Origin of the sequence: Microvirga guangxiensis (genome assembly GCF_900102135.1) — a bacterium.
In the GTDB taxonomy this organism is placed as follows: Bacteria; Pseudomonadota; Alphaproteobacteria; order Rhizobiales; family Beijerinckiaceae; genus Microvirga; species Microvirga guangxiensis.
In genome coordinates, this window is sequence record NZ_FMVJ01000011.1 from 122922 (window position 1) to 147426 (window position 24505).

At 64.7% G+C, this 24505-nt stretch carries 25 protein-coding genes and 1 other RNA gene; 19 read left to right on the top strand and 7 right to left on the bottom strand.

Features of this window, described 5'->3' with window-relative positions:
- Window positions 1-213: 213 nt before the first annotated feature.
- From fba to tkt, 4 genes are all read right to left on the bottom strand, one after another.
- Window positions 214-1302 (bottom strand): class II fructose-bisphosphate aldolase, encoded by a 1089-nt coding sequence (gene fba, locus BLP10_RS17715; RefSeq protein WP_091137557.1) that lies wholly within the window; start codon window positions 1300-1302, stop codon window positions 214-216.
- 121 nt (window positions 1303-1423) lie between these two features.
- Entirely contained in the window at window positions 1424-2617 is a 1194-nt protein-coding gene (locus tag BLP10_RS17720) for a phosphoglycerate kinase (protein WP_091137560.1), read from the bottom strand.
- Window positions 2618-2627: 10 nt separating this feature from the next.
- Window positions 2628-3635 carry a type I glyceraldehyde-3-phosphate dehydrogenase gene (gene gap, locus BLP10_RS17725; RefSeq protein ID WP_091137562.1) on the bottom strand — a complete coding sequence of 336 codons (1008 nt, stop codon included), beginning with the start codon at window positions 3633-3635 and terminating at the stop codon, window positions 2628-2630.
- Window positions 3636-3677: 42 nt separating this feature from the next.
- Window positions 3678-5612 (bottom strand): transketolase, encoded by a 1935-nt coding sequence (gene tkt, locus BLP10_RS17730; RefSeq protein ID WP_244510654.1) that lies wholly within the window; start codon window positions 5610-5612, stop codon window positions 3678-3680.
- 242 nt (window positions 5613-5854) lie between these two features.
- On the opposite strand from tkt, the gene BLP10_RS17735 reads away from it, so the two are divergent.
- Together BLP10_RS17735 and BLP10_RS17740 are read left to right on the top strand one after the other, a co-directional pair.
- Window positions 5855-6148 carry a DUF4164 domain-containing protein gene (locus BLP10_RS17735; protein ID WP_091137565.1) on the top strand — a complete coding sequence of 98 codons (294 nt, stop codon included), beginning with the start codon at window positions 5855-5857 and terminating at the stop codon, window positions 6146-6148.
- Between the two features lie 13 nt (window positions 6149-6161).
- Window positions 6162-6536 carry a cell division protein ZapA gene (locus tag BLP10_RS17740; protein ID WP_091137568.1) on the top strand — a complete coding sequence of 125 codons (375 nt, stop codon included), beginning with the start codon at window positions 6162-6164 and terminating at the stop codon, window positions 6534-6536.
- Between the two features lie 103 nt (window positions 6537-6639).
- Here BLP10_RS17740 and BLP10_RS17745 read toward each other — a convergent pair whose 3' ends face one another.
- Window positions 6640-6888, bottom strand: a complete 249-nt coding sequence (locus BLP10_RS17745; RefSeq protein ID WP_091137570.1) for a hypothetical protein — start codon at window positions 6886-6888, stop codon at window positions 6640-6642.
- Between the two features lie 201 nt (window positions 6889-7089).
- Between BLP10_RS17745 and ssrS the strand changes: the two genes are divergently transcribed.
- The 13 genes from ssrS (at window position 7090) to tolB (ending at window position 17529) form a co-directional block, all read left to right on the top strand.
- A non-coding RNA gene (gene ssrS / locus BLP10_RS17750) (6S RNA) lies at window positions 7090-7245 on the top strand.
- Window positions 7246-7249: 4 nt separating this feature from the next.
- Entirely contained in the window at window positions 7250-7834 is a 585-nt protein-coding gene (locus BLP10_RS17755) for a 5-formyltetrahydrofolate cyclo-ligase (protein ID WP_091137573.1), read from the top strand.
- A gap of 9 nt (window positions 7835-7843) precedes the next feature.
- Window positions 7844-8665 (top strand): TIGR00282 family metallophosphoesterase, encoded by an 822-nt coding sequence (locus tag BLP10_RS17760; RefSeq protein WP_091137575.1) that lies wholly within the window; start codon window positions 7844-7846, stop codon window positions 8663-8665.
- Between the two features lie 93 nt (window positions 8666-8758).
- Window positions 8759-9451 carry an exopolysaccharide biosynthesis protein gene (locus tag BLP10_RS17765; protein WP_175493958.1) on the top strand — a complete coding sequence of 231 codons (693 nt, stop codon included), beginning with the start codon at window positions 8759-8761 and terminating at the stop codon, window positions 9449-9451.
- 128 nt (window positions 9452-9579) lie between these two features.
- Window positions 9580-10326 (top strand): YebC/PmpR family DNA-binding transcriptional regulator, encoded by a 747-nt coding sequence (locus BLP10_RS17770; protein ID WP_091137580.1) that lies wholly within the window; start codon window positions 9580-9582, stop codon window positions 10324-10326.
- 131 nt (window positions 10327-10457) lie between these two features.
- Window positions 10458-10961, top strand: a complete 504-nt coding sequence (gene ruvC, locus BLP10_RS17775; RefSeq protein ID WP_091137582.1) for a crossover junction endodeoxyribonuclease RuvC — start codon at window positions 10458-10460, stop codon at window positions 10959-10961.
- Window positions 10962-11130: 169 nt separating this feature from the next.
- Window positions 11131-11748, top strand: a complete 618-nt coding sequence (ruvA, locus tag BLP10_RS17780; protein WP_091137584.1) for a Holliday junction branch migration protein RuvA — start codon at window positions 11131-11133, stop codon at window positions 11746-11748.
- A 95-nt stretch (window positions 11749-11843) separates the two neighbouring features.
- Window positions 11844-12890 carry a Holliday junction branch migration DNA helicase RuvB gene (ruvB, locus tag BLP10_RS17785; RefSeq protein ID WP_091137586.1) on the top strand — a complete coding sequence of 349 codons (1047 nt, stop codon included), beginning with the start codon at window positions 11844-11846 and terminating at the stop codon, window positions 12888-12890.
- A gap of 175 nt (window positions 12891-13065) precedes the next feature.
- Window positions 13066-13482, top strand: a complete 417-nt coding sequence (gene ybgC / locus BLP10_RS17790; protein ID WP_091137588.1) for a tol-pal system-associated acyl-CoA thioesterase — start codon at window positions 13066-13068, stop codon at window positions 13480-13482.
- A gap of 315 nt (window positions 13483-13797) precedes the next feature.
- Window positions 13798-14526 (top strand): protein TolQ, encoded by a 729-nt coding sequence (gene tolQ, locus BLP10_RS17795; RefSeq protein WP_091137591.1) that lies wholly within the window; start codon window positions 13798-13800, stop codon window positions 14524-14526.
- 17 nt (window positions 14527-14543) lie between these two features.
- Window positions 14544-14987, top strand: a complete 444-nt coding sequence (locus tag BLP10_RS17800; protein WP_091137594.1) for an ExbD/TolR family protein — start codon at window positions 14544-14546, stop codon at window positions 14985-14987.
- A 28-nt stretch (window positions 14988-15015) separates the two neighbouring features.
- Entirely contained in the window at window positions 15016-16167 is a 1152-nt protein-coding gene (tolA, locus tag BLP10_RS17805; RefSeq protein ID WP_483127769.1) for a cell envelope integrity protein TolA, read from the top strand.
- Between the two features lie 33 nt (window positions 16168-16200).
- Entirely contained in the window at window positions 16201-17529 is a 1329-nt protein-coding gene (tolB, locus tag BLP10_RS17810) for a Tol-Pal system beta propeller repeat protein TolB (protein WP_091137602.1), read from the top strand.
- Window positions 17530-17674: 145 nt separating this feature from the next.
- On the opposite strand, the gene BLP10_RS17815 is transcribed toward tolB, so the two are convergent.
- Both BLP10_RS17815 and BLP10_RS17820 read right to left on the bottom strand, forming a co-directional pair.
- Entirely contained in the window at window positions 17675-18295 is a 621-nt protein-coding gene (locus tag BLP10_RS17815) for an HdeD family acid-resistance protein (protein WP_091137604.1), read from the bottom strand.
- Between the two features lie 72 nt (window positions 18296-18367).
- Complete coding sequence (locus BLP10_RS17820; protein ID WP_091137607.1) at window positions 18368-19876, bottom strand: phospholipase D-like domain-containing protein; 1509 nt, start codon at window positions 19874-19876, stop codon at window positions 18368-18370.
- Window positions 19877-20102: 226 nt separating this feature from the next.
- Here BLP10_RS17820 and pal point away from each other — a divergent pair, with 226 nt between their 5' ends.
- From pal to ftsH, 4 genes are all read left to right on the top strand, one after another.
- On the top strand, window positions 20103-20600 hold the full coding sequence (gene pal / locus BLP10_RS17825; RefSeq protein ID WP_091137610.1) for a peptidoglycan-associated lipoprotein Pal: 498 nt from the start codon (window positions 20103-20105) through the stop codon (window positions 20598-20600).
- A 108-nt stretch (window positions 20601-20708) separates the two neighbouring features.
- Window positions 20709-21632: a tol-pal system protein YbgF gene (gene ybgF / locus BLP10_RS17830; RefSeq protein ID WP_091137612.1), complete on the top strand. Its 924-nt coding sequence runs from the start codon at window positions 20709-20711 to the stop codon at window positions 21630-21632.
- Window positions 21633-21659: 27 nt separating this feature from the next.
- Window positions 21660-22673 (top strand): tRNA lysidine(34) synthetase TilS, encoded by a 1014-nt coding sequence (tilS, locus tag BLP10_RS17835; protein WP_244510648.1) that lies wholly within the window; start codon window positions 21660-21662, stop codon window positions 22671-22673.
- A gap of 153 nt (window positions 22674-22826) precedes the next feature.
- Window positions 22827-24505: ATP-dependent zinc metalloprotease FtsH (gene ftsH, locus BLP10_RS17840; RefSeq protein WP_091137615.1), on the top strand; the 1679-nt coding region annotated here is incomplete at its 3' end.

Consider the following 24505-nt stretch of genomic DNA (forward strand, 5'->3'; position numbering starts at 1 on the left):
CATAACGAAAACGGGGCCATCTTGCGAGGCCCCGCTTGTCGATGAGGATTGCGGCGAAAGCCGGATCGTCGAACCGGCAGCTCAACAAAGCCTCACCGTGAGGAGGACCTTCAGGTCCGTCTCGAAGGGCGAGGCGTCTCCAGTGCTCTCTGGATCATCCTTCGAGACGGTGCTTTGCACCTCCTCAGGATGAGGGCGAGAGTGAGGCTGCTCTTACTCAGCCGCCTGACGGCTCGCGCCGAAGGTCGGGTCGAGCTCGCCCGAGGCGTAGCGCTTGGCCATTTCTGCGAGCGTATACACGCGCTTGATCTTCGAGGCCTGACCCGCGGTGTTGAACTCCTGCAGGCGCTGCTTGCAGAGCTTCGTCATCGCTTCCATGGCGGGCTTTAGATACTTGCGCGGGTCGAACTCGCCGGGGTTCTCCTGGAGAACCTTGCGGATCTGGCCGGTCATCGCCATGCGGTTGTCGGTGTCGATGTTGATCTTGCGCACGCCGTGCTTGATGCCGCGCTGGATCTCTTCCACCGGAACGCCCCAGGTCGGCTTCATCTGGCCGCCGTACTGGTTGATGATGTCCTGCAGGTCCTGCGGAACCGAGGACGAGCCATGCATCACGAGGTGCGTGTTCGGGAGCTTCTTGTGAATCTCCTCGATCACGTGCATCGCGAGGATATCGCCGTCGGGCTTGCGGGTGAACTTGTAGGCGCCGTGCGAGGTGCCCATGGCGATGGCGAGCGCGTCGACCTTCGTCTCGGCCACGAACTTCACGGCCTCGTCGGGGTTCGTCAGCAGTTGGTCGTGCGAGAGCTTGCCTTCGGCGCCGTGGCCGTCCTCGGCCTCGCCTTCACCGGTTTCGAGGGAGCCCAGCACGCCGAGCTCGCCCTCCACCGAGATGCCGCCGAGATGGGCCATCTCGACCACCTTCTTGGTGACGCCGACATTGTAGTCCCAGTCGCCCGGGGTCTTGCCGTCAGCCTTCAGCGAGCCGTCCATCATCACCGAGGTGAAGCCGGCCTGGATCGCCGTCATGCAGGTGGCGGGCTCGTTGCCGTGGTCGAGATGCACGCAGACCGGGATGTGCGGATAGATCTCGGTCACCGCGTCCATCATGTGCTTGAGCATGACGTCGTTGGCGTAGGAGCGCGCGCCGCGGCTCGCCTGGATGATCACCGGCGCATCGACCTCGTTGGCCGCTGCCATGATCGCGAGCGCCTGCTCCATGTTGTTGATGTTGAAGGCAGGCACGCCGTAGCCTTGCTCGGCTGCGTGATCCAGAAGCTGCCTCATGGTGATGCGGGCCATCTCGTCCTCCGTGTTGGTTTTTGCTCTTAGAGCGTATCGAAGCTGAACCGGCGCTTAAGTCCTTCAGGCCTGCCGCATTGCTGAACCGGCGAAGCGGTGCCCGCCTCGCCGGAGAATGCTTTTAAGCCCTGAGAGCCTCGACGCCGGGTAGCGCCTTGCCCTCGAGCCATTCGAGGAAAGCGCCTCCTGCCGTGGATACATAGGAGAAGTTTTCCGTAACGCCAGCATGGTTGAGGGCCGCAACCGTATCGCCGCCGCCCGCGACCGAGACGAGCTTGCCGTCCTTGGTGCGCTGCGCCGCGTGGCGGGCAGCCGCCACGGTGCCCTGATCGAAGGGCGGGATTTCGAACGCGCCGAGCGGGCCGTTCCATACGAGCGTCGCCGCGTCGTTGATGGCGGCGTTGATGCGCTCGACCGATTGCGAGCCCACGTCGAGGATCATCTGATCCTCGGGGATCGCGTCGATGCCATAGGTGTGATTGTGCGCGCCCGCCTTGAACTCGTAGGCGCAGACGCCGTCGACGGGAAGGATGATCGCGCAATTCGCCTCGCGCGCCTTCTCGATGATGCGCATGGCGGTTGCGGCAAGGTCCTTCTCGGCGAGCGACTTGCCGACATTCAGGCCCGTCGCATGCACGAAGGTGTTGGCCATGCCGCCGCCGATGACGAGGGCGTCGACCTTGGTCACGAGGTTTTCGAGCAGGTCGATCTTGCTTGAAACCTTCGCGCCGCCGACGATGGCGACGACCGGGCGCTTCGGAGCTTCCAGGCCCTTGGTGAGCGCATCGAGTTCCGCCTGCATGGTGCGGCCGGCATAACCGGGCAGCACGCGGGCGAGACCTTCCGTCGAAGCATGCGCGCGGTGCGCAGCCGAGAAGGCGTCGTTCACGTAAATGTCACCGAGCTTCGCGAGCTCTTTCACGAAATCCGGATCGTTCTTTTCCTCGCCCGCATGGAAGCGGGTGTTTTCGAGAAGAAGCACTTCGCCATCCTTCAACGAAGAAACGGCGTTTGCTGCGGCCTCGCCGATGCAGTCATCGGCGAAGGCCACTGTTTTTCCGAGATGCTGCGAGACCGCTTCCGCAACCGGCTTCAGGGATTCCTTCGGGTCGCGTCCCTTCGGGCGTCCGAAATGGGCGAGCAGGATCACCTTGCCGCCCTTGTCGGAAATTTCCCGAATGGTGGGGAGCACGCGCTCGATGCGCGTGGCATCCGTCACCCTACCGTTCTCCATGGGGACATTGAGGTCCACACGGACGAGAACGCGTTTACCCTTGACGTCGGCTTGGTCGAGCGTGCGGAAGGCGGTCATTATGCAGCCTCCCTTAGATCAGCTTCGCCATGGCGATGGCCGTGTCGGCCATACGGTTCGAGAAGCCCCACTCGTTGTCGTACCAGGACAGCACGCGCACGAAGTTGCCTTCCATCACCTTGGTCTGGTCCATGTGGAAGACCGAGGAATGCGGGTCGTGGTTGAAGTCCGACGAGACGTTCGGCGCGTTCGTGTAGCCGAGGATGCCCTTGAGCGGGCCGTCGGCGGCAGTCTTGATCGCGGCGTTGATCTCTTCCTTCGTGGTGTTCTTCTTGGCCACGAACTTGAAATCGACGACCGACACGTTCGGGGTGGGAACGCGGATCGAGGAGCCGTCGAGCTTGCCGTTCAGCTCCGGCAGCACGAGGCCTACGGCCTTGGCGGCGCCGGTCGAGGTCGGGATCATGTTCAGGGCCGCAGCGCGGGCGCGGTACAGATCCTTGTGCATCTGATCGAGCGTCGGCTGGTCGTTGGTGTACGAGTGGATCGTGGTCATGAAGCCCTTCTCGATGCCCACCGTCTCATGAAGCACCTTCGCGACGGGCGCGAGGCAGTTCGTGGTGCAGGAGGCGTTCGAGATGACGACGTGATCCTTCGTCAGCTTGTCGTGGTTCACGCCGTAGACGACCGTGAGATCGGCACCGTCGGCAGGAGCCGAGACGATGACGCGCTTGGCGCCGGCGGTGAGATGCGCGGAGGCCTTCTCCTTCGAGGTGAAGATGCCTGTGCATTCCATGGCGATGTCGACGCCGAGCTCGCGGTGCGGCAGGGTCGCCGGATCCTTGATCGCGGTCACGCGGATCTTCTGGCCGTTGATGACGAGGAACTCGCCGTCGACCTGCACGTCAGCCGGGAAGCGGCCATGGACGGAGTCGAAGCGCAGGAGGTGGGCATTCGTCTCCACCGGGCCGAGGTCGTTGATGGCAACCACCTCGATATCCTTGCGGCCGCTCTCCACGATGCCGCGGAGGATATTGCGTCCGATGCGACCGAATCCGTTGATCGCGACCTTCACCGTCATAGTCTTAACTCCCTTGTGTTGAGGCGAGAGCCTCTCGTCGTCTCAGAGATTATGCGTCCTGAGAACTTTTTCCGCTACCGCCTCGGGCGTGATCCCGAAATGCTTGTAGAGGTCCTTGTAGGGCGCGCTTGCGCCAAACCCATGCATGCCGACGAAAATTCCGTCCGGACCGATGACCGAATCCCAGCCGAAGCGCACGGCGGCCTCGACCGCGACCTTGATCGGGGCGTCGCCGATGATCTCGTGACGCACCTTCTCGGGCTGGGCGAGGAACAGGTCGAGGGACGGGACCGAGACCACGCGGGCCTCGAAGTTCTTCTCGGCCAGCAGCTTCTGAGCGGCGAGCGCGATCTCGACCTCGGAGCCTGAGGCGAAGATCGTGGCGCGAGCCTTGCCGTTGGCGGGGGACAGCTCGTACGCGCCGGTCGCCGAGAGGTTCTTCGCGTCGCCCTCTTTACGGACCTGCGGCAGATTCTGGCGGGTCAGCGCCAGGGTGGTCGGGCCGTCGGTGCGCTCGAGCGCCATCTGCCAGGCTTCCGCCGTCTCGACGGCGTCCGCAGGGCGGAACACGCGCATCTTCGGCATGGAGCGAAGGGCGGCGAGGTGCTCCACCGGCTGGTGGGTCGGGCCGTCCTCACCCAGACCGATGGAGTCGTGAGTCATGACATAAACCGCCGGAATGCCGGCAAGCGCGGCGATGCGCATGGCGGGACGCGCATAATCGGTAAACACCAGGAAGGTCGCGCCGGCGGGCACATAGCCGCCATGGAGCGCGATGCCGTTCATGGCCGCCGCCATGCCGTGCTCGCGGATGCCGTAATGGATGTAACGGCCCGCGTAGTTGCCCGGCGAGATGGCGGTGAGGTTCTTGGTCTTGGTGTTGTTGGAGGGCGTCAGGTCCGCCGAGCCCAGCACCAGCTCCGGCACGGCCTCGGTGATCACCTCGAGGGCGATCTCGCTGGCCTTGCGGGTGGCGACGTTCTGCGGCTCCGCGATCAGCCGGTCCTTCAGCTTGGCGACCGCGTCAGCGAGAGCGGCAGGGCGCTCGCCCTTAGCGCGGCGCTCGAACTCGGCGCGCTTGTCTTGCGGAAGGGCCTTCAGGCGGTCTTCCCAGGCCTTGCGCACGCGACGGCTCTTCTTGCCGGCCTTAGCCCAGGCCGCCTGGATGTTCTCCGGGATCACGAAGGGCTCGTGGCTCCAGCCGTAAGTGGCCTTTGCGCCAGCCAGCTCCTCGGCGCCGAGGGGCTCGCCGTGGGCCTTGGAGGTGCCAGCCTTCTTGGGGGCGCCATAGCCGATGGTGGTCTTGCAGGCGATGAGGGTCGGTTTGTCCGACTTCTGCGCCTTGGAGATGGCGCGCTGGATCGCCTTGGGGTCATGGCCGTCGATGCGGAAGGCGTTCCAGCCGCAGGCCTGGAAGCGCTTCACCTGATCGACCGAGTCGGAGATCGAGAGCGGGCCGTCGATGGAGATCTCGTTGTCGTCCCACAGGACGATCATGCGGTTGAGCTTCAGGTGGCCGGCCAGCGCGATGGCCTCCTGGCTGATGCCTTCCATGAGGTCGCCGTCGGAGGCGAGCACATAGGTGTAATGGTCAACGAGGTCGTCGCCGTATTCGGCGTTCAGCATGCGCTCGGCGAGGGCGAAGCCCACGGCGGTCGCGATGCCCTGGCCCAGCGGACCCGTGGTGGTTTCGACGCCGGGGGTCATGAAGTTTTCCGGATGGCCCGGGGTCTTCGAGTCGAGCTTGCGGAAGTTCTTCAGCTCCTCGATGGTCATGCCCTTCACGCCGGTGAGGTGCAGCAGGGCATAGAGCAGCATGGAGCCATGGCCCGCCGAGAGGATGAACCGGTCGCGATCCGGCCATTTCGGGTCGGCGGCATCGTATTTCAGGAACTTGGTGAACAGCACCGTGGCGATGTCGGCGGCGCCCATGGGCAGGCCGGGGTGGCCGGATTTGGCTTGTTCGACGGCATCCATGGCGAGGACGCGCACGGCGTTCGCCAGATCGGAATGGGTGACACGATCGGCGGGGACGGTGTTCAGCACGGCTTGATCCACAATTCTTGAGCCCCGCAAAGGGGCGGGTCTGTCCGGAAAAGGCGTGGGCTCCTTAACACGCGAGGGGGCCGAGTCAAAGGCACCAGGGGCGTAATCCTCCGATGAACCGTTGCCGTGAAAGGGTGGGCGGCCTAGTCTTAAAGGCGATTCCCGGAGGCAGAATGACGTCCCCTCTCGACGACGCGATGAAACGGCTCGATGCGGCCCTCGGGCTCCTCGAAGCCTCGGTCTCCCGCCGTTTGGACGCGGAGAAGCGCAAGGGGAGCCTGGAGACCGAGCTGCAGCTCATGCAGGACGACCGCTCCCGCCTTGCCGAGGAGCTCGATGGGGCGCTGACCCAGATCAAGCGTTATGAGGTCGCCACCGACGATGTGGGCCAGCGGGTTCAGCTTGCCATCCTCGCGGTTCAGAACGTGCTGTCACAGGCCGGACAGCTCGAGCTGGAAGAAGGCTAGAGAGGGCGCTGGAATGGCACAGGTCACGGTCACCATTGCGGGCCAATCCTACCGCATCGCCTGCGCGGAGGGCGACGAGGCGCATGTGGAGCGGCTCGCCGCTTCCTACGATGCCAAGATCAACGAGATGCGGGGGGCTTTCGGCGACATCGGCGATCTGCGCCTTTACGTCATGGCGGCCATGATCCAGGCCGACGAATTGCATGAGGCAAAGGAGCGGCTGGCGGTTGTGGAGGCGGAACTCGCCCAGATCAGATCCGGCGGATCGCCGGGCGACGAGCGTGTCCGGCTGATCGAGCTGCAGCTGGCCGAGGGGGTTCACAAGGCCGCCGAGCGGATCGAGGAGCTGGCGCGAAGCCTCAACGGAGCGCCCAGGGCCGACGCCTGAAGCACGAAAGCCGTTCCTTGCGAACGGCTGCCGCTTCTCCTCTCATCGATCCATGAACGTCTCCGAAGGTCTCCTTGCCGGCGGTCGCCGATAACAAAGCCGCTTAGGCCTGCAGGGATGTACGGTGCTGGCGTTGCCGGAGCGTGGTCAGCAGCTCCACATAGGGCTCCCGCCGCTCATGATGGGCAGCCCTGATCTTTCTCTTGATGTGGCTCTTCAGCTCCTGGTCGGCAGTGCTGTCTTCAACCTGATAGAGCTTGATCTCATACGCGACGTCGATGTCGCCGAGCCTGTGAAGCACCTCCCGCACCATGGAGTCGATGCTGAGGTCGTTCCGCTTGGGTAAAGCCATGTTTCCTCCGGCCCTGCATGTTTTGTGGGGGTTCCTTAACCGGAACTTCTCATCGGCGTGAAGCCGGGGCTATCCGTAAGAGTACGGGGTCGGCTACTTAATCCATTGGGGGTAGAGGCCTTTTCCTGAGCCGCCGAAGAACATGCGCCTGGGCTCACTTTTCCCCTTTCAACCGGCCCTCATTCTCCCTACATAGAAAAGGCGGGGCTGCGGGGCGCGTTAGGAGTTCATATTCCCCGGGGCCTTATCGATCCCAACGGGAGCTGTCCCTGCCCGGTCCCTGGACCGGAACATATGGCGCCCACCTACTTTGTAGGTTCCCGGGATCGCTTCTCCGACGGCTTTTGTGGCTCCGCACTTCATGCATTCCTCACCTCCTCCTATCTTGAAAGAGCAGCTCCGCCAGGAAGCGCTCGCTCGCCGCGACGGGCTCGACAAGGCGTTTCGCGAGGAGGCAGCCCGGGCCATCACGGCCCAGGCTCTCGGCCTTTCCGACCTTCATGACGTCACCCCGGTCGGCGGCTATTGGCCGATCCGCAGCGAGGTCGATCCGCGCCCGCTCATGGAGGCGCTGCTTGAGCGCGGGCAGGATGTGGCCCTCTCCCAGATCCTTCACCCCCACCTGAGCTGGCGCCTCTGGCAGCCGGGCGACGTGCTGGTCAAAGGCGGCTTCGGCGTGCGCGAGCCCGGCCCCGACGCGCCCGAGGTTTTTCCGAAATGCCTGATCGTGCCCCTTGTCGCCTTCGACCGCAGGGGAGGGCGCATCGGCTACGGCAAAGGGCACTTCGACAGGGCCATCGCGGCGCTGGAAGCGCAGCACCCCACCTTGACCATTGGCCTCGCATATGCGGTTCAGGAGATCGAGCTGGTGCCGGTCGAGGAGCATGACCGCTTGCTCGATATCGTCATCACGGAAACCGAGCTTATTCGGACCAAGCCTGTCTAAGGGACCATCATGCGCCTTCTCTTCCTCGGTGACATCGTCGGGCGGCCCGGCCGCAATGCCGTGATCGAGCGGCTGCCTGGGCTTCGCGAGCGCTGGAACCTCGATTGCGTGGTGATCAACGGCGAGAATTCGGCAGGCGGCTTCGGCATCACCGAGGCGATCTGCGACGAGATCCTGAACGCAGGCGCGGATGCCGTCACCCTCGGCAACCATTCCTGGGATCAGCGCGAGACCCTCGTGTTCATCGAGCGCCAACCGAGGCTCATCCGCCCCATGAATTATCCGCCCGGCACGCCGGGGCGCGGCGCGAACCTCATCGACACCCGTTCCGGCGCCCGCGTTCTCGTGGTGCAGGTGATGGGCCGCCTCTACATGGACCCCCTCGACGATCCCTTCGCCGCCGTCGATCAGGCGCTGGAGGATTGCCCCCTGGGGCAGGTGGCGGATGCCATCATCGTGGATGTCCATGCAGAGGCCACCAGCGAGAAGGAGGCGATGGGCCATTATCTCGACGGGCGGGCGAGCCTCGTGGTCGGTACCCACACCCATGTGCCCACCGCCGATCACCGGGTGCTGCCCGGCGGCACCGCCTACATGTCGGACGCGGGCATGTGCGGCGATTACGATTCCGTGCTCGGCATGCAGAAGGAAGAATCGATCCGCCGCTTCATCCAGAAGACCCCCGGCGCCCGCATGGAGCCCGGCCTCGGCGAGGGCACCCTCTCCGGCATCGCGGTCGAAACCGACGACCGGACCGGCCTTGCGGTGCGCGTGGCCGCGGTACGGCTCGGGCCGAACCTGGAAGAGACTTGGCCCCGGTTCTGGGATTGATCGCAGTTCCCCCTTGCGGGGGAGAGAACAGACTCGGCTTTGCCCTTTACCTCGCCCCGTTCCATCCCCATCTTCGCGCAACGGAGGACACAGGTGGACGCCAAGTCAGAGCCGGCCAGCGCCAGACGACACCCTTATCGCGAGGACAGCGAGTTTCATCAGGCGCATGAGCATCAAAGTGCTTCCGCCGTTCTGCGCGCCGTGATCGAGGACGCCAAGGGCGAGACGATCTCCATCGGCGAGATCATCGAGGCCTTCGGCGAGCGCGCCTTCGGCTTCGTGCTGATCCTGTTCTCCCTGCCGAATTGCGTCCCGGCTCCCCCCGGCATTGCCGGTATCGTGGGCACGCCGGTCCTGATCTTCGGCATCCAGATGATGCTGGGCCACAAGCGGCCCTGGCTCCCCGGCTTCATCCTGAGGCGAACCGTGTCGGTGTCGAAGTTCAAGCGCCTGATCGACATTGCCGAGCCCAGGCTCCAGAAGCTCGAAGGCTATTGCAAGCCGAGATTGCCCCTGCTGTTCGGCCCCCTCGGCGACCGCATGGTCGGGCTGTTTGCCTTCTTGGTGGCCCTCTCGGTGCTCATTCCCTTCCCCGGCACCAATTTCCCGCCGTCCATCGCCCTCGTCGTCGCCTCCATCGCGGTAATGGAGGAGGACGGTTACCTGCTGATCATCGGCTATCTCATCGGCCTTGCGGGACTGGCCTATACGGCGACGGTGCTGGGCGCCTCGTACCATCTGATCATGGCCGCCATGGCCAATATTCCGTCCTGGCTCGGCTTCTAAGATTGAAGCATTGTACGCAAGGGGCTTGGCCTGGAGCCCTTCGCCGCCTTATAAGCCCTTCATCGTCAACATCATGCGCCTGAAGAGCGCCCGCCGGGGCCGCTCTCGGCCGCTTCCCGGAGACCCCGATGGCCGGACATTCACAGTTCAAGAACATCATGCACCGCAAGGGCAAGGCGGATGCCGTACGCTCCAAGGTGTTCTCCAAGCTCGCCCGCGAAATCACCGTGGCGGCCAAGATGGGCATGCCCGATCCCAACATGAACCCGCGCCTGCGCGCCGCGATCCTCGCCGCCCGCGCCGAGAACATGCCCAAGGACAACATCCAGCGCGCCATCAACAAGGCGTCGGGCAATGACGGCGAGAACTACGACGAGATCCGCTACGAGGGCTACGGCCCCGGCGGCGCCGCCATCATCGTCGAGGCGATGACCGACAACCGCAACCGCACGGCATCCGACATCCGCTCCTATTTCACCAAGAGCGGCGGCAACCTGGCTGAGACCGGCGCGGTCTCCTTCATGTTCGATCGCGTGGGCTATGTGGAGTTCGGCGCCGACGTCGCTGACGCCGATTCCATGCTGGAAGCCGCCATCGAGGCCGGCGCCGAGGACGTGGTGTCGACCGAGAACGGCCACGAGATCTATTGCGAGCAGACCGCTCTCAACGAGGTGACCAAGGCGCTCGAGGACAAGTTCGGGGAGCCCAAGGCCTCCAAGCTGGTCTGGAAGCCCCAGACCCCCGTCGCCGTCGACGACGAGACCGGCGAAAAGCTCATGAAGCTCATGGAATCGCTGGAAGAGCACGACGACGTGCAGAACGTCTACGGCAATTTCGAGCTGTCCGAGGCCCTCATGCAGAAGATGACGGGCTGATTGTTCGGGAGCCTCACCCCGAGGAGGACCGTCAGGTCCATCTCGGGGTGAGGCGCCTCCAGCATACTCTGGATCCTCCTTCGAGACGCAGCCCAGCGGCTGCTCCTCGGATTGAGGTTGAGGTAAGGCTTATGACTGAACGCGTCCGCATCCTCGGCCTCGATCCCGGCCTGCGCAACACGGGCTGGGGCGTCATCACCGTCGAGGGGACGAAGCTCTCCTTCGTCGCCTGCGGGGTCGTGACGTCGGACGGCGATCTCGAACTGGCCCTGCGCCTCAAGCAGCTCCACGACCGGCTGACGGAGGTCATCCGCACCTGGACGCCCGACGAGGTTTCGGTGGAAGAGACCTTCGTCAACAAGGACGCCCAGGCCACCCTCAAGCTCGGCCAGGCCCGCGCCATGTCGCTGCTGGTGCCCGCTCTCCACAACCTGCCTGTCGCCGAATACGGCGCGAACCAGGTGAAGAAGACCGTGGTCGGCGTGGGACATGCCGACAAGAACCAGGTTCAGGCGATGGTCAAGATCCTGCTGCCCAAGGCCGACTTCAAGAAGGCCGACGCCGCCGACGCGCTGGCCATCGCCATCGCTCATGCCCACCAGCGCAAGGCCCGCGCTTTGGCGGCGAGCTACTGAACGCATCGAAAAAGGTGTCATCCCGGACGGAGCGAAGCGAAGATCCGGGATCGTGGCGAGAACAAAGCGCGACCAAAGGCTTCCCTTTCAGGGGAAACAGTGTTTTATCCTGCGCACAGTCCCGGGCTCTGCTGGCAGCCTCGGGATGACGATGAGGAGCAGAGATTCAGTGATCGGCAAACTCAAAGGCGTGGTGGATTCCTACGGCGAGGATTTCGTCATCATCGACGTGCATGGGGTCGGCTACGTGGTCCATTGCTCCTCCCGCACGCTCCAGAACCTCCCGCCCATCGGTGAGGCGGCGGTGCTCGCCATCGAAACCCATGTGCGCGAGGACATGATCCGCCTCTTCGGCTTCAAGTCGGATCAGGAGCGCGAATGGTTCCGCCTGCTCCAGAGCGTGCAGGGCGTGGGCTCCAAGGTGGCGCTCGGCATCCTCTCCGTGCTCGATCCCGGCAGCGTCGCAACCGCCATCGCCACGGGCGACAAGGCCTCCGTCGGCCGCGCCCCCGGCGTCGGCCCCAAGCTGGCGCAGCGCATCGTCTCCGAGCTCAAGGACAAGGCCCCCGCCTTCGCCGCCGTCGACCCGGCCCTCATCCGCCTCACCGACGCGATCGACGACAGGAGCGCTCCCGCCCCGGTGGCGGATGCCATCTCGGCGCTGGTCAATCTCGGCTATCCGCAAGTGCAGGCCTCAGCAGCAGTCGCCGCCGCCATGAAGCAGGCGGGCGAGGAAGCCGAGGCGAAGACGTTGATCAGGCTGGGGTTGAGGGAACTGGCGCGATAGGCCCTACCGCCTATCGACGTTCCTGTTTTGATCCTGTTAAGAATGGCGTATTAGGGTTCCAGCGCCTATATGAAGCCTTTGGAAGGTAAGCCTCTTTGACCGATTCACGCCGCCTGCTCAGCCCCGAAAAGCGCGAGGACGATGTCGATGCGTCGATCCGGCCGTTGTCGCTCGGCGACTTCACGGGCCAGGCCGCCGCGCGCGCCAACCTTCAGGTTTTCATCAACGCCGCCAAGACGCGGGGCGATGCGCTCGACCACGTGCTCTTCGTCGGCCCCCCCGGCCTCGGCAAGACGACGCTGGCGCAGATCGTGGCGCGTGAACTCGGCGTGAACTTCCGCTCGACGTCCGGCCCCGTCATCGCCAAGGCCGGCGACCTCGCGGCCCAGCTCACCAACCTCGAAGAGCGCGACGTGCTCTTCATCGACGAGATCCACCGCCTCAATCCTGCCGTGGAGGAAATCCTCTATCCCGCCATGGAGGATTACCAGCTCGACCTCATCATCGGCGAAGGCCCCGCCGCGCGCTCGGTGAAGATCGAGCTGCCGAAATTCACGCTCGTCGGCGCCACCACCCGCGCGGGTTTGCTGACCACGCCGTTGCGCGACCGCTTCGGCATTCCGATCCGTCTCGAATTCTACACCGTGGAAGAGCTTGAACTCATCGTGCGCCGCGGCGCGCGCGTGATGGGGCTGAACATGAGCGAGGAGGGCGCGAACGAAATCGCCCGACGCGCGCGCGGCACGCCACGCATCGCAGGCCGCCTGCTGCGCCGCGTGCGCGACTTCGCCATCGTCGAGAATGCGGAGACCGTCACGCGCGAACTCGCCGACCGCTCGCTGCGCCTGCTCGATGTCGATCCCATCGGCCTCGACCTGATGGACCGCAAATATCTCACCATGATCGCCACGTCCTTCGGCGGCGGCCCTGTCGGCATCGAGACCATCGCAGCCGCGCTCTCCGAGCCGCGCGACGCCATCGAGGACATCATCGAGCCCTATCTGATCCAGAAGGGCTTCGTACAGCGCACCCCGCGCGGCCGCATCCTCACGCCGCACGCCTTCAAGCATCTCGGCATGCCCGAACCCACGCGCGAGACCACCGCGCAGTTCGGACTGTTCAACGGAGACGGGGATGAGTGAGAAGCGCGACGCCAATACCTCCCCCTCGAGGGGGGAGGTCGCGCCGCAGGCGCGGGAGGGGGTGGGAAACTCCTCGTTGGTAAATGTCGCGCCGTCACCCCACCCCGGATCGCTCACGCGCTCCGACCCTCCCCCTCAAGGGGAGGGTGATCGCTGGCCTCACCTCTCCGGCATCATGCAGGAGGGCGCGCATGTGCTGCCGATCCGCGTCTATTACGAGGACACGGACTTTTCCGCGCGCGTCTATCACGCCAGCTATCTTCGCTTTCTTGAACGCGGACGCACGGAGATTCTGCGCGCGGTGGAAGTCGCGCAATCCGATCTTCACGCGGAGATGGGCGGCCTTGCCTTCGTCGTCCGCAAGATGACGATCGATTTCCTCGGTGCGGCCGTGATGGACGACATTCTCACCGTCGTCACGCGCTCGAAGGAGATGCGCGGCGCGTCCATGACCCTGGAGCAGGAAGTCCGCCGGGGCGAAGAGGTGCTCGTGCGCGCCGACGTGATGGTGGCCGCCGTGCGCGACGGGCGCGCGGTGCGCATACCCGACAATCTGCGGGTAGCGCTTTCAGGAAACACGGAAGTCTGCTGAGGTCGCTTGGCAAGGCGCAGCCTTGCCGTAAGGGCAGGTATCTCGACCTGCTGCCAGCGCATGCCAGCCAGGACTTTTGCGGGCAACAGGGCTGATTCCTGAACGGCTTAGCTCCTCTTAAACCAAGCCTTAACCTTACTCTGTGCTTAAAAGACAACTGGTCTGGACATCATGGGCTGTCCTGAGCGTCGCGCCCTTATTTTCGACAGATTCACGGGCGAACGAGCAGGGTAACAGAAACAAGATTTTCCTAGACCCTGTTGCGGGGGCCTTGGGCTCCTCCCAAAGGCTGCTCGAAGAGCGAGGACGAAACCTATGAATCCGGCTGATGTGGCCCAGGCCGCTCCCGTGGCGCACGACCTGTCCTTTTTTGGCCTGTTCTGGCAGGCGCACTTCATCGTCAAGCTCGTGATGATCGGGTTGCTCGCCGCTTCCGTGTGGTGCTGGGCCATCATCATCGACAAGACCCTGCTTTATGCGCGCACCAAGCGCGCCATGGACCGTTTCGAGGACGTGTTCTGGTCCGGACAGTCCCTGGAGGAGCTGTTCCGCTCGCTCCAGAGCCGACCGGCTACGGGCCTCGCCGCCGTGTTCGTCGCTGCCATGCGCGAGTGGAAGCGCTCTTTCGAGGGCTCGGCCCGCTCGTTCCAGAGCCTCTCGCAGCGCATCGACAAGGTTCTCGACGTCACCATCCAGCGCGAGGTGGAGCGCCTCGATTCCCGCCTGATGATCCTGGCCTCCATCGGCTCGGCCGGTCCGTATATCGGCCTCTTCGGCACGGTGGTGGGCATCATGAACTCGTTCACCTCGATCGCGGCCTCCAAGAACACGAGCCTTGCAGTCGTGGCTCCCGGCATCGCGGAGGCGCTGTTCGCCACGGCCATCGGCCTCTTCGCGGCCATTCCCGCGGTGCTCGCCTACAACAAGCTGCAAAGCGAGGTCGGCAAGCTGCAATCGCGGCTCGAAGGTTTCGCCGACGAGTTCTCCGCCATCCTCTCCCGCCAGATCGACGAGCGCCTCGCGCACACGTCGAAGGCGGCTTGAGCAGGAGAAGGTAAGGCATGGCTATCATGGCAGGCGCGGCAGGAGGCGGACGTCGCCGCAGGCGCGGAAAGCGCGGCGGCGCGATCAACGAAATCAACATGACGCCGTTCATCGACGTCATGCTGGTGCTGCTCATCATCTTCATGGTGGCGGCGCCCATGATGACGGCCGGCGTGCCGCTCGATTTGCCGCAGACGAAGGCCGCGCCTCTGAACTCCGATGCGAAGCCCGTCACGCTCTCCATCAAGGCGACGGGACAGGTGTTCCTCGGCGAGGACGAGCTGACCGATGAAGCCATCGTCGGCAAGCTTGCCGAAGTGTCGAAATCGGGCTTCGACGAGCGCGTCTTCGTGCGCGGCGACAAGAAAGTGGATTACGGGCGTGTCGCCCAGATCATGTCCATCGTGACGACCGCCGGCTACAAGCGCGTCGCGCTCGTGACCGAGGTGGCGCAGCAATAAAGCGATTGAACGCAAGGGGCATAGAAACGTGGCGTTGAAGGATCATTTCAACCCCTCCGAACCGGGCTTCTGGGTTTCCGGCGTCGCGCATGCGGCGGTGTTGACGGCTGCCCTGGTCGGACTGCCTTTTGCCTCCACCTTCCCCGAAGCGCAGGAAGGCATCCCCGTCGAGATCATCACGGACAACCAGTTCTCGCAGATCACCAAGGGCGAGACGGATGCCAAATCCGTTCAGCCGACGCCCAAGCCGCGCGCGGACCGCATTGCCGACAAGGTCGAGCAGAACGCGCCCGGCGAGGACAAGACCAATGCGCCCGCCCCACCGAAGCGTCCCGAGGACATGAAGGTCGCCGAGGAGGAGGCCGCAGCCGCTGCTGCCGCCGCCAAGGCCCAGGAGCAGGCCAAGGCCGAGGCGGCCGCAAAGGCAGAAGCCGCCGCGAAGGCTCAGGCGGAAGCCAAGGCCGAAGCCGAGAGACAGGCCATCGAGAAGGCAGAAGCGGAAGCCATCGAAAAGGCGAAGGCCACCGAGCAGGCCAAGGCTGAAGCCGAAGCCAAGGCGCGCGCTGAGGCCAAGGCGAAAGCGGAGGCCGAAGCCGAGGCCAAGCGCGTCGCGGAAGCAAAGGCCAAAGCGAAGGCGGAAGCCGAAGCCAAGGCAAAGGCCGAAGCGGAAGCCAAGAAGGTTGCGGAAGCAAAAGCGAAGGCTGAAGCCGAGGCGAAGGCGCGCAAGGAAGCTCAGGTCGCCAAGAAGCTCGACATGGGCGACCTGAAGCAGTTCCTCGACAACAAGGACAAGAGCCGCTCCAGCGGCGCCACCGGAGCGGAGGTTCAGAAGACCGCTTCGCTCGGCACGGCGACCGGCACGGCTGCGAAGCTCAACCCGAGCCAGCGCGACGCGCTCATGGGCCTTCTCCGCGATCAGATCGCGCGTTGCTATACGGCGCCGATCAGCGCGTCGGGAGGCGATTCAACACCGCCAATGCTCGATATTCGCCTCAACCAGGATGGCTCGCTTTCGAGAGAACCGACCGTCATGCGCGCCGGAAGCTCCAGCACGGACCGCGCCGTGGCGGATGCCGCCTTGCGGGCCGTGCGGCGCTGCGCTCCGTACCGGGTTCCCACCCAATACATGCAGTTTTACTCGGACTGGCAGATCCTGAACGTCCAGTTCGACCTTTCCTGATCAAAAAGCCAAAAACGCTTGAGACATGACACCATGATCACTCGCCTCATCTCCCGTCTTCTTATCGCTTTGTCGATCGTCGTCCCGATGGCGGCGCTTGCTCCTGCGGCTCATGCGCAGTTGTCATTTCGCGTCGGCCCGGGCGGGCAGTTCCAGCCCATGCCGATTGCCATTGCCGATTTCTCGGGCGAGGGCGATCTCGGCCAGCGCGTATCCGGCATCATCACCAACAACCTGCAGCGCTCGGGCTATTTCGCGCCGCTCGACAAGTCGCGCTTTCCCGAGCGTCCGTCGTTCGACGCGGCACCCCGCTTCGACGCATGGAAGATGGCGGGCGCACAGGCTCTCGTGACGGGCCGCGTCACGCGCGATCCGTCGGGCCGCCTGCGTGCCGAGTTCCGCTTGTGGGACATCGATTCCGGACAGCAGCTGGCGGGTCAGCAATACGTGACGGACGCCAATTTCTGGCGCCGCGTCGGCCACATCATTTCCGATGCGGTCTACACGAAGGTCACGGGCTTCGGTGGCTTCTTCGATACGCGCATCGTGTTCGTCGAGGAATCCGGCCCGAAGGAGAACCGCCGCAAGCGGCTTGCCATCATGGACCAGGACGGCGCGAACGTGCGCTACCTGACGCAAGGCGAAAACCTCGTCGTCACCCCGCGCTACTCGCCAGTGACGCAGGAGATCACCTACATGTCGCAGACGGAAGGCCAGCAGCCGCGCGTTCAGGTGATCAACCTCGAAACCGGCGCCCGCCAGATCGTCGGCAACTTCCCCGACATGACGTCGTCCCCGCGCTTCGCGCCCGACGGCCAGCGCATCGTCATGAGCCTGCAGCAGGGCGGCAACGCCAACATCTACATGATGAACCTCGGCTCGCAGGCCACCACGCGCCTCACCTCGACGGGCGCCATCGACACGTCGCCGTCCTTCTCGCCTGACGGTTCGCAGATCGTGTTCGAAAGCGATCGCGGCGGCAGGCAGCAGATCTACGCGATGAACGCCGATGGCTCCAACCAGCGCCGCATCTCGTTCGGCGACGGCTCCTATTCGCAGCCCGCATGGTCGCCGCGCGGCGATTACATCGCCTTCACCAAGCAGCATTCCGGCGGCTTTGCCATCGGCATCATGAAGCCGGACGGATCGGGCGAGCGCATCCTGACGGAAGGCTTCCACAACGAGAGTCCTGTCTGGGCACCCAACGGCCAGTACATCCTGTTCTTCCGCGATCCGGGCGGCCAGTCCGGCGGCAAGCTCTACATGGTCGACATCACCGGCCGCGTGGAGCAGCCCGTGCCAACCCCGTCCTTCGCGTCGGACCCGACCTGGTCTCCGCTGCTCAGCGAGACGCGGCAGTAAGATAACAAGGGGCGCTTCAAGCGCCCCTTTTCTTTTGTCGGATCAAACACACCGGCTTCCTCACACTCAGCCTCCTCAGGATGAGGACAGAGGAAAAGACATCGGAATGGCCGGGACGGCCTGGCCATGACGCAGGAAAGTCGGCTTAAGCACGCAAGGACGTGTTGCCGGTGAGTTCGTCCTTCCGGCTGCGCAGCTTGAAGGCGAGGATAATGAGCGAGATGCCGAAGACCAGCGCGTAGGCGCCGAGCCACCAAGTCAGCACCACGGCGCCGATGAGCGGCGCGATCAGAAGCGCCACGCCGAACAAAACCGAGACAGCGCCGCTGAAGATCATCCATCCGCGCCCGAATTCCGGATTCAGCTTGAAGGCGGCAACGATCATGAGGATGCCGGTGATCAGCGACCAGACCGCGAGCAGCGTGACGAAGAACACAAGCGTGAGGCCCGGCATGATGAAGGCGATGATGCCGACGAGGATGTCGAGAACGCCCTCCAGGATCAGAAGGCCCCAGCGCTCATGCCGCGCGGCCGCGCGGATGCCCGAGGCGATGCCGAACACGCCGTCGACCAGCATGTAGGCCGAGAAGAACAGCACGAAGGACAGGAGCGTCGCGCCCGGCCAGAAGAAGGCGAGGAGCGCGAAGATGACTGCGAACACGCCGCGAAGCGCCACGGCCCACCAGTTGCGGGCGAGGAGCGCGCTCATGGATTCGGCCCGATAGAGAGGATCGTCCTGGGAGGGATTGGAAGAACCGGCAACCATCGTCGTCTCCTTCGAACAGCCCTTCACAGGGAAAGCATCCTACCAATGCCAGAGCTTGGCAACCGGTTTCCTTTAATTCTCAGCGGAAGCCTTTTCCCTGATTTTGCTCAGGCGGCGCCGGATCGCCACCTTGCGGCGCCTGAGGCGCACGCGGCGCTTGATGCGGAACGCGCGGATGAGGAGGGCGAGAGCGAACCAGACGAGGCCGATCACCACCGGCGAGACGATGATCGCGGGAACGAAGGTGATCAGCACGGCAAGGGCCAGCAGCGCAAAACCGATGATGGCGATGCTGCTGGTTTCGGTGGCGGTGAGCGAGCGCGATCCCATCGCCTTGCCGATGCTGCTCGACAGCGCCAGCGCGCCGGCGGCAAGCCTGCGCACGCCGCCGCGCTTCATGCGCTGGCCGCGCTTGGAGCGCATTTTCTTCGCGCGCCTGCGCCGCGCCTGCCAGCCGGGCACGATCTCGGTGGCGTTGGCGAGATCCTCGAGATACATCGCCTCCATCGCTTCCGCGAAGCCTGCATCCTCGATGATGACGTCGAGCTCCCAGTTGGTGGCCCAGCTCGCGAAGTTGAGATTGGTGGAGCCCACCCGCGCCCAGCGTCCGTCCACCACGGCGGTCTTGGCGTGCAGCATCGAGCCGTTCCACTCATAGACCCGGATGCCCGCTTCGATGAGGGAGCGGTAGCCCGCGCGCACGATGGGCTGCAGCGCCGGAACGTCGCTCGATCCCGGCACGAGCAGGCGCACGTCTACGCCATCGCGCGCCGCTTCGCCCAGCGCCTGCACATAGGATGTGGTGGCGACGAAATAGGCATCCGTCAGCCACAGGTTCCGCTGCGCGGTCGCCGCGATGAACTGGTCGACGCGATAGGTGCGGAACATGCCCGGCTCGCCGCTGATGAGCCGGGCCGCCACATTGCCCGCATGCGGAATCTCGTCGGCATGCGGAAGCTGGGATCGCGGGATCGGGCGCATGCCTGCGAGCACCCAGCTTTCCGCGAAGGCCGTATCGAGATCGGCCACCATCGGGCCCTCGACCGAAATGCCCGTGTCGCGCCAGGGCTCGGATTCCTTGCTGCCCTCCCAGCTGTCGGAGATGCACAGGCCCGAGACGAAGCCGATGCGGCCATCCACCGTGATCAGCTTGCGATGGTTGCGGCGGATCCAGAACGGGTCCGTGAGGCGCGGCGGGTTGAAGACGCGGGCTTCCACGCCCGCTTCGCGCAGGCGCCGCCAGAAGGCGGGAAGCGCGCGGAAGGACGAGCCCAGCCAATCGTAGAGCACGCGCACCTTCACGCCGGCGCGGGCGCGCTCCATGAGCGCTTCCGCGAACATCCGGCCGGTTTCGTCATTGGCGATGATGAAGTTCTCGAAATGGATGACGCGCTCGGCGGACCGGATCGCTTCGAGCCAGACCGGGTAGTTTTCCTTGGAATCCTTGAGCAGGCGGACGGCATTGCCCAGGCGCAGGTCGCTGTCGGCAATGCGCGAGAAGGCGCGCTCCATGCGGAGCTCGTCCAGGGCCGCGCGGTAAGGTTGAACGGACAGTCCAGGCTGGTTCGTCACGAGATTCATAATCTCTCAACGCTCAAGTCATGCATTTGGACCACAGATAGGGCGGCGGCGGGGCGAGGAACCGTCTTCACATCCTGTTAACCTTAAGCGCAACTTCCTCAACTTGGCCATAATTCACCTTAATCCGGGCAATGCAGAACAAGGTTGACGGAACCCTCCCTTAACCATCACCCCGATATAACCGACACAACGTTCGGCAAACGTATGTGTGTAAGGAGTATTGCCAATGATGTCGCTTCGCGCCGTCAAATTCGCTGCCGCCATGGTTCTCGCCCTCGGCGCGGCAGCCTGTTCTTCCAACAAAGACGGCATGGCCGATGGATCTGGCTTCGGCGCCGGCGGCGCTGCGACCCCCGGCAGCGCCCAGGATTTCGTGGTGAACGTGGGCGACCGCGTGTTCTTCGAGACCGACTCGACCGATCTCACCCCGACCGCCGTGGCCACCCTCGACAAGCAGGCCCAGTGGCTGCAGCGCTATCCGAACTACACCTTCATCTTGGAAGGCCATGCGGACGAGCGCGGCACCCGCGAGTACAACTTCTCGCTTTCGGCCCGCCGCGCCCAGACCGTGCGTGACTACCTGATCTCGCGCGGCATTCCGGCCAACCGCTTCCGCGTGGTTTCGTACGGCAAGGAGCGTCCGGTGGCTGTCTGCAACGACATCTCCTGCTGGTCGCAGAACCGCCGCGCGGTCACCGTGCTCGGCGGCGGAGCCGGCGCCTAAACCCGCAAAGCACTGAAATGTGAAACTCAGGAGCGTCGCCACATTATCGCCGTGGCGGCGCTTTTGTGTTATCGGCACGGTCCGCAAAGACCCTCAACGGTATCCAGCATGTTTCGACGTTTCTTAAGTTTTTTTGCCCTCAGCCTCGCCTTGGCCCTTCCTGCGGCTGCGCAGGATGCGGCCGATGCCATCGTGCGTCTCAACCGGCTTGAGAACCAGATGCGGCAGATGTCCGGCCAGCTCGAGCAGCTCGAGTTCGAGAACCGCCAGCTCAAGGAACAGCTCCGCAAGTTCCAGGAGGACGTGGAGTTCCGCTTCCAGGAAGGCTCGGGCCGCGGCGGCTCGAAGCCGTCCGCCGCGCCCGCTCCGCGCCCTGCTCAGCCGCAGGCCCAGCCTCAGTCGGCGCCGCAGCGCCGCAGCGACGTTTACGACCCCTCCCAGGACCCCAATGCCCCGGGCGCGCCGCGCCCGCTGGGCTCCACGCCTCCTTCGCAGCCTCTGGCCGAGGGGGAGCAGTTCGCGGATATCGGCGAACTGATCGAGGAGGATGGGCAGGTGGCTCCCGGGGCTGCCGGCAACGGCATGACCATGCCCCAGGGTGCGATCCCGGCGCGTCCGGGCCCCAGCGTGGCGGCCACGGGCACCGGCAATCCGAAGGCCGATTTCGATGCGGCCTATGTCTCCTTCACGCAGAGGGATTACGATCAGGCCGAGATGGGCTTTCGCCGCTTTCTCCAGTCCAATCCCCGCGACCAGCTGGTGCCCGAGGCCACGTTCTGGCTCGGCGAGACCTATCTTCAGCGCGGCCGTCACCGGGAGGCGGCTGAGCAGTTCCTGAACATTTCCGCGGATTATCCGACCGCTGCGAAGGCCCCCGATGCGATGCTGCGCCTCGGCGTATCCCTCAACAGCCTGGGCGCCCGCGACCGGGCCTGCGCCGTCTTCGCCGAGCTCGACCGCAAGTATCCGCAAGCCTCCGCCAATGTGCGTCAGGCGTCCGAGCGCGAGCAGAAGCGCAACAAATGCACTTAACGAGGCTGACAGTCGAGCACCCGGACCGTGGCCGCTCCTTCGCCTGACGATCCGCTCCGGACAGACGATCCGGAGCATCTCTTTTCCAGCTTGAGCCATGCCACAGGCATCCTGGCCGCCGTCTCCGGTGGGCCGGATTCCATGGCCCTGATGCATCTCCTGGTCCGCTGGGGGGCAAATCCGCGCCCTCCCATCCTCGTCGCCACCGTGGATCACGGCCTGCGCCCCGAGGCGGCGGAGGAAGCTGCCTTCGTGGCCCGGGAAGCGGGCGCTTTGGGCTTCCCGCACCGCATTCTCGCCTGGACGGGCGAAAAGCCTGAAACCGGATTGCAGGAAGCTGCGCGCGAGGCGCGCTACCGTCTTCTCGTTCAGCAGGCCCGGGAGGCCGGAGCCTCCCATCTCGTTACCGCCCATACCCAGGATGACCAAGCGGAGACGATCCTGATGCGCCTCTCCAAAGGCTCTGGCCTCAAGGGGCTGGCCGGCATGCGCCGGGAGAGGGACCGGGACGGCATCCTTCATGTCAGGCCGCTTCTCGACTGCCCGAAAGCGGCGCTGCTCGATCGCTGCCGGCGGAACGGCTGGGGGTTCGTCACCGATCCGTCCAATGCCGACGAGCGTTTCGCCCGGGTCCGGTGGCGGGGGCTGATGCCGCATCTTGCGAAGGAAGGCCTCACCGCCGACCGTCTGGCGCGCTTGGCCGAGCGGGCCGCCCAGGCCGAGGAGGCGCTGGACATCAAGGCCCGTCAGGCTCTGGAGGCGGCAAAGCCGGAGGCAGGGCAGGGGGTATTCGCTTTCCAGGCCGCCTGCCTCGCCGAGGAGCCCTTCGAGATCTCCTTGAGGATTCTGGAGAAAGCCCTGGGCCGGGCAGGCTTTGAAAACAATCGCCTTCAGCGGCTCGAAACCTGCCTGGAGCGCCTCAAGGCGGCCATCGGGGCAGGGGAGGCGCTGCGCCTGACGATCGCGGGGGCTCTTCTCCATCTCGACCGGTCAGGACGCCTGGACATCGGCCCGGAACCGCCCCGCTCGCGCGGCCGTTAGCCAATTCTCTTAGCCAAGACGTTTGGATGATGCCCCATACACGCCGCATTCCCTTGGCAAGGGAGACTGGTATGCCTAAATTGAGTTTAGCCGTGCGGGAGATTTCTCAGCCTTTCCCGTGCTTCATCTCCCTCTGGGGCAGAACCTGATACGATGAATTCAAATTTCCGCAACTTCGCCTTGTGGGTTGTCATTTTCCTGCTGGTCCTGGCGCTCGTCACCCTCTTCCAGAGCCCGGGCCAACGAGGCGGAGGCAGCGACATTGCCTATAGCCAACTCCTGGCTGACGCCGAGGCCGGCCGCATCACGAGCGTGATCATCTCGGGGCCGGAAATCAGCGGCACCTATACCGACGGCCGCAACTTCTCGTCCTATGCGCCCAACGACCCCAACCTGGTCACGAAGCTGCAGCAGAAGGGCGTGCAGATCACGGCCCGTCCCCAATCCGACTCGACCCCCTGGTTCATCGCCGTTCTCATGAACATCCTGCCCATCGCGCTCTTCATCGGCGCCTGGGTGTTCCTGTCGCGGCAGATGCAGAATGGCGCAGGCCGCGCCATGGGGTTCGGCAAGTCGAAGGCGAAGCTCCTCACCGAGGCCCATGGCCGCGTCACGTTTGACGATGTTGCGGGGATTGACGAGGCGAAGGAGGACTTGCAGGAGGTGGTGGAGTTCCTGCGCGACCCGCAGAAGTTCCAGCGCCTCGGCGGGCGCATCCCCCGCGGCGTGCTCCTCGTCGGCCCGCCCGGCACCGGCAAGACGCTCACCGCCCGCGCGGTCGCCGGCGAGGCCAACGTGCCCTTCTTCACCATCTCCGGCTCCGACTTCGTCGAGATGTTCGTGGGCGTGGGCGCCTCGCGCGTGCGCGACATGTTCGAGCAGGCCAAGAAGAACGCGCCCTGCATCATCTTCATCGACGAGATCGACGCGGTCGGCCGCCATCGCGGCGCGGGCCTGGGCGGCGGCAACGACGAGCGCGAGCAGACCCTCAACCAGCTTCTTGTCGAGATGGACGGCTTTGAGGCCAACGAGGGCATCATCATCATCGCCGCCACCAACCGGCCCGACGTGCTCGATCCGGCGCTTCTGCGCCCGGGCCGCTTCGACCGCCAGATCGTGGTGCCCAACCCGGACGTGACCGGTCGCGAGAAGATCCTGCGGGTGCACGTGCGCAAGGTGCCGCTGGCGCCCGACGTGGACCTGAAGGTGATTGCCCGCGGCACGCCCGGCTTCTCGGGCGCTGACCTGATGAACCTGGTCAACGAGGCGGCGCTTCTGGCGGCGCGGCGCGGCAAGCGCATCGTGACCATGAAGGAGTTCGAGGACGCCAAGGACAAGGTGATGATGGGCGCCGAGCGGCGCACCCTGGTGATGACCGACGACGAGAAGCGCCTGACGGCCTACCATGAGGCGGGCCATGCCATCGTGGCGCTGAACGTGCCGGCGACCGATCCGGTGCACAAGGCCACGATCATTCCGCGCGGGCGGGCGCTGGGCATGGTGATGCAGCTGCCGGAGCGCGACAAGCTGTCGATGAGCTTTGAGCAGATGACGTCGCGTCTGGCGATCATGATGGGCGGGCGCATTGCCGAGGAGATGATTTTTGGCAAGGAGAAGGTGACGTCGGGGGCGCAGTCGGACATTGAGCAGGCGACGCGTCTGGCGCGGATGATGGTGACCAAGTGGGGGTTCAGCCCTGAGCTTGGCACGGTGGCCTATGGCGAGAACCAGGACGAGGTGTTTCTGGGGATGCAGATGGGGCGTCAGCAGAACGTGTCGGAGGCGACCGCGCAGAAGATCGACTCGGAGGTGCGCCGTCTGGTGGAGACGGG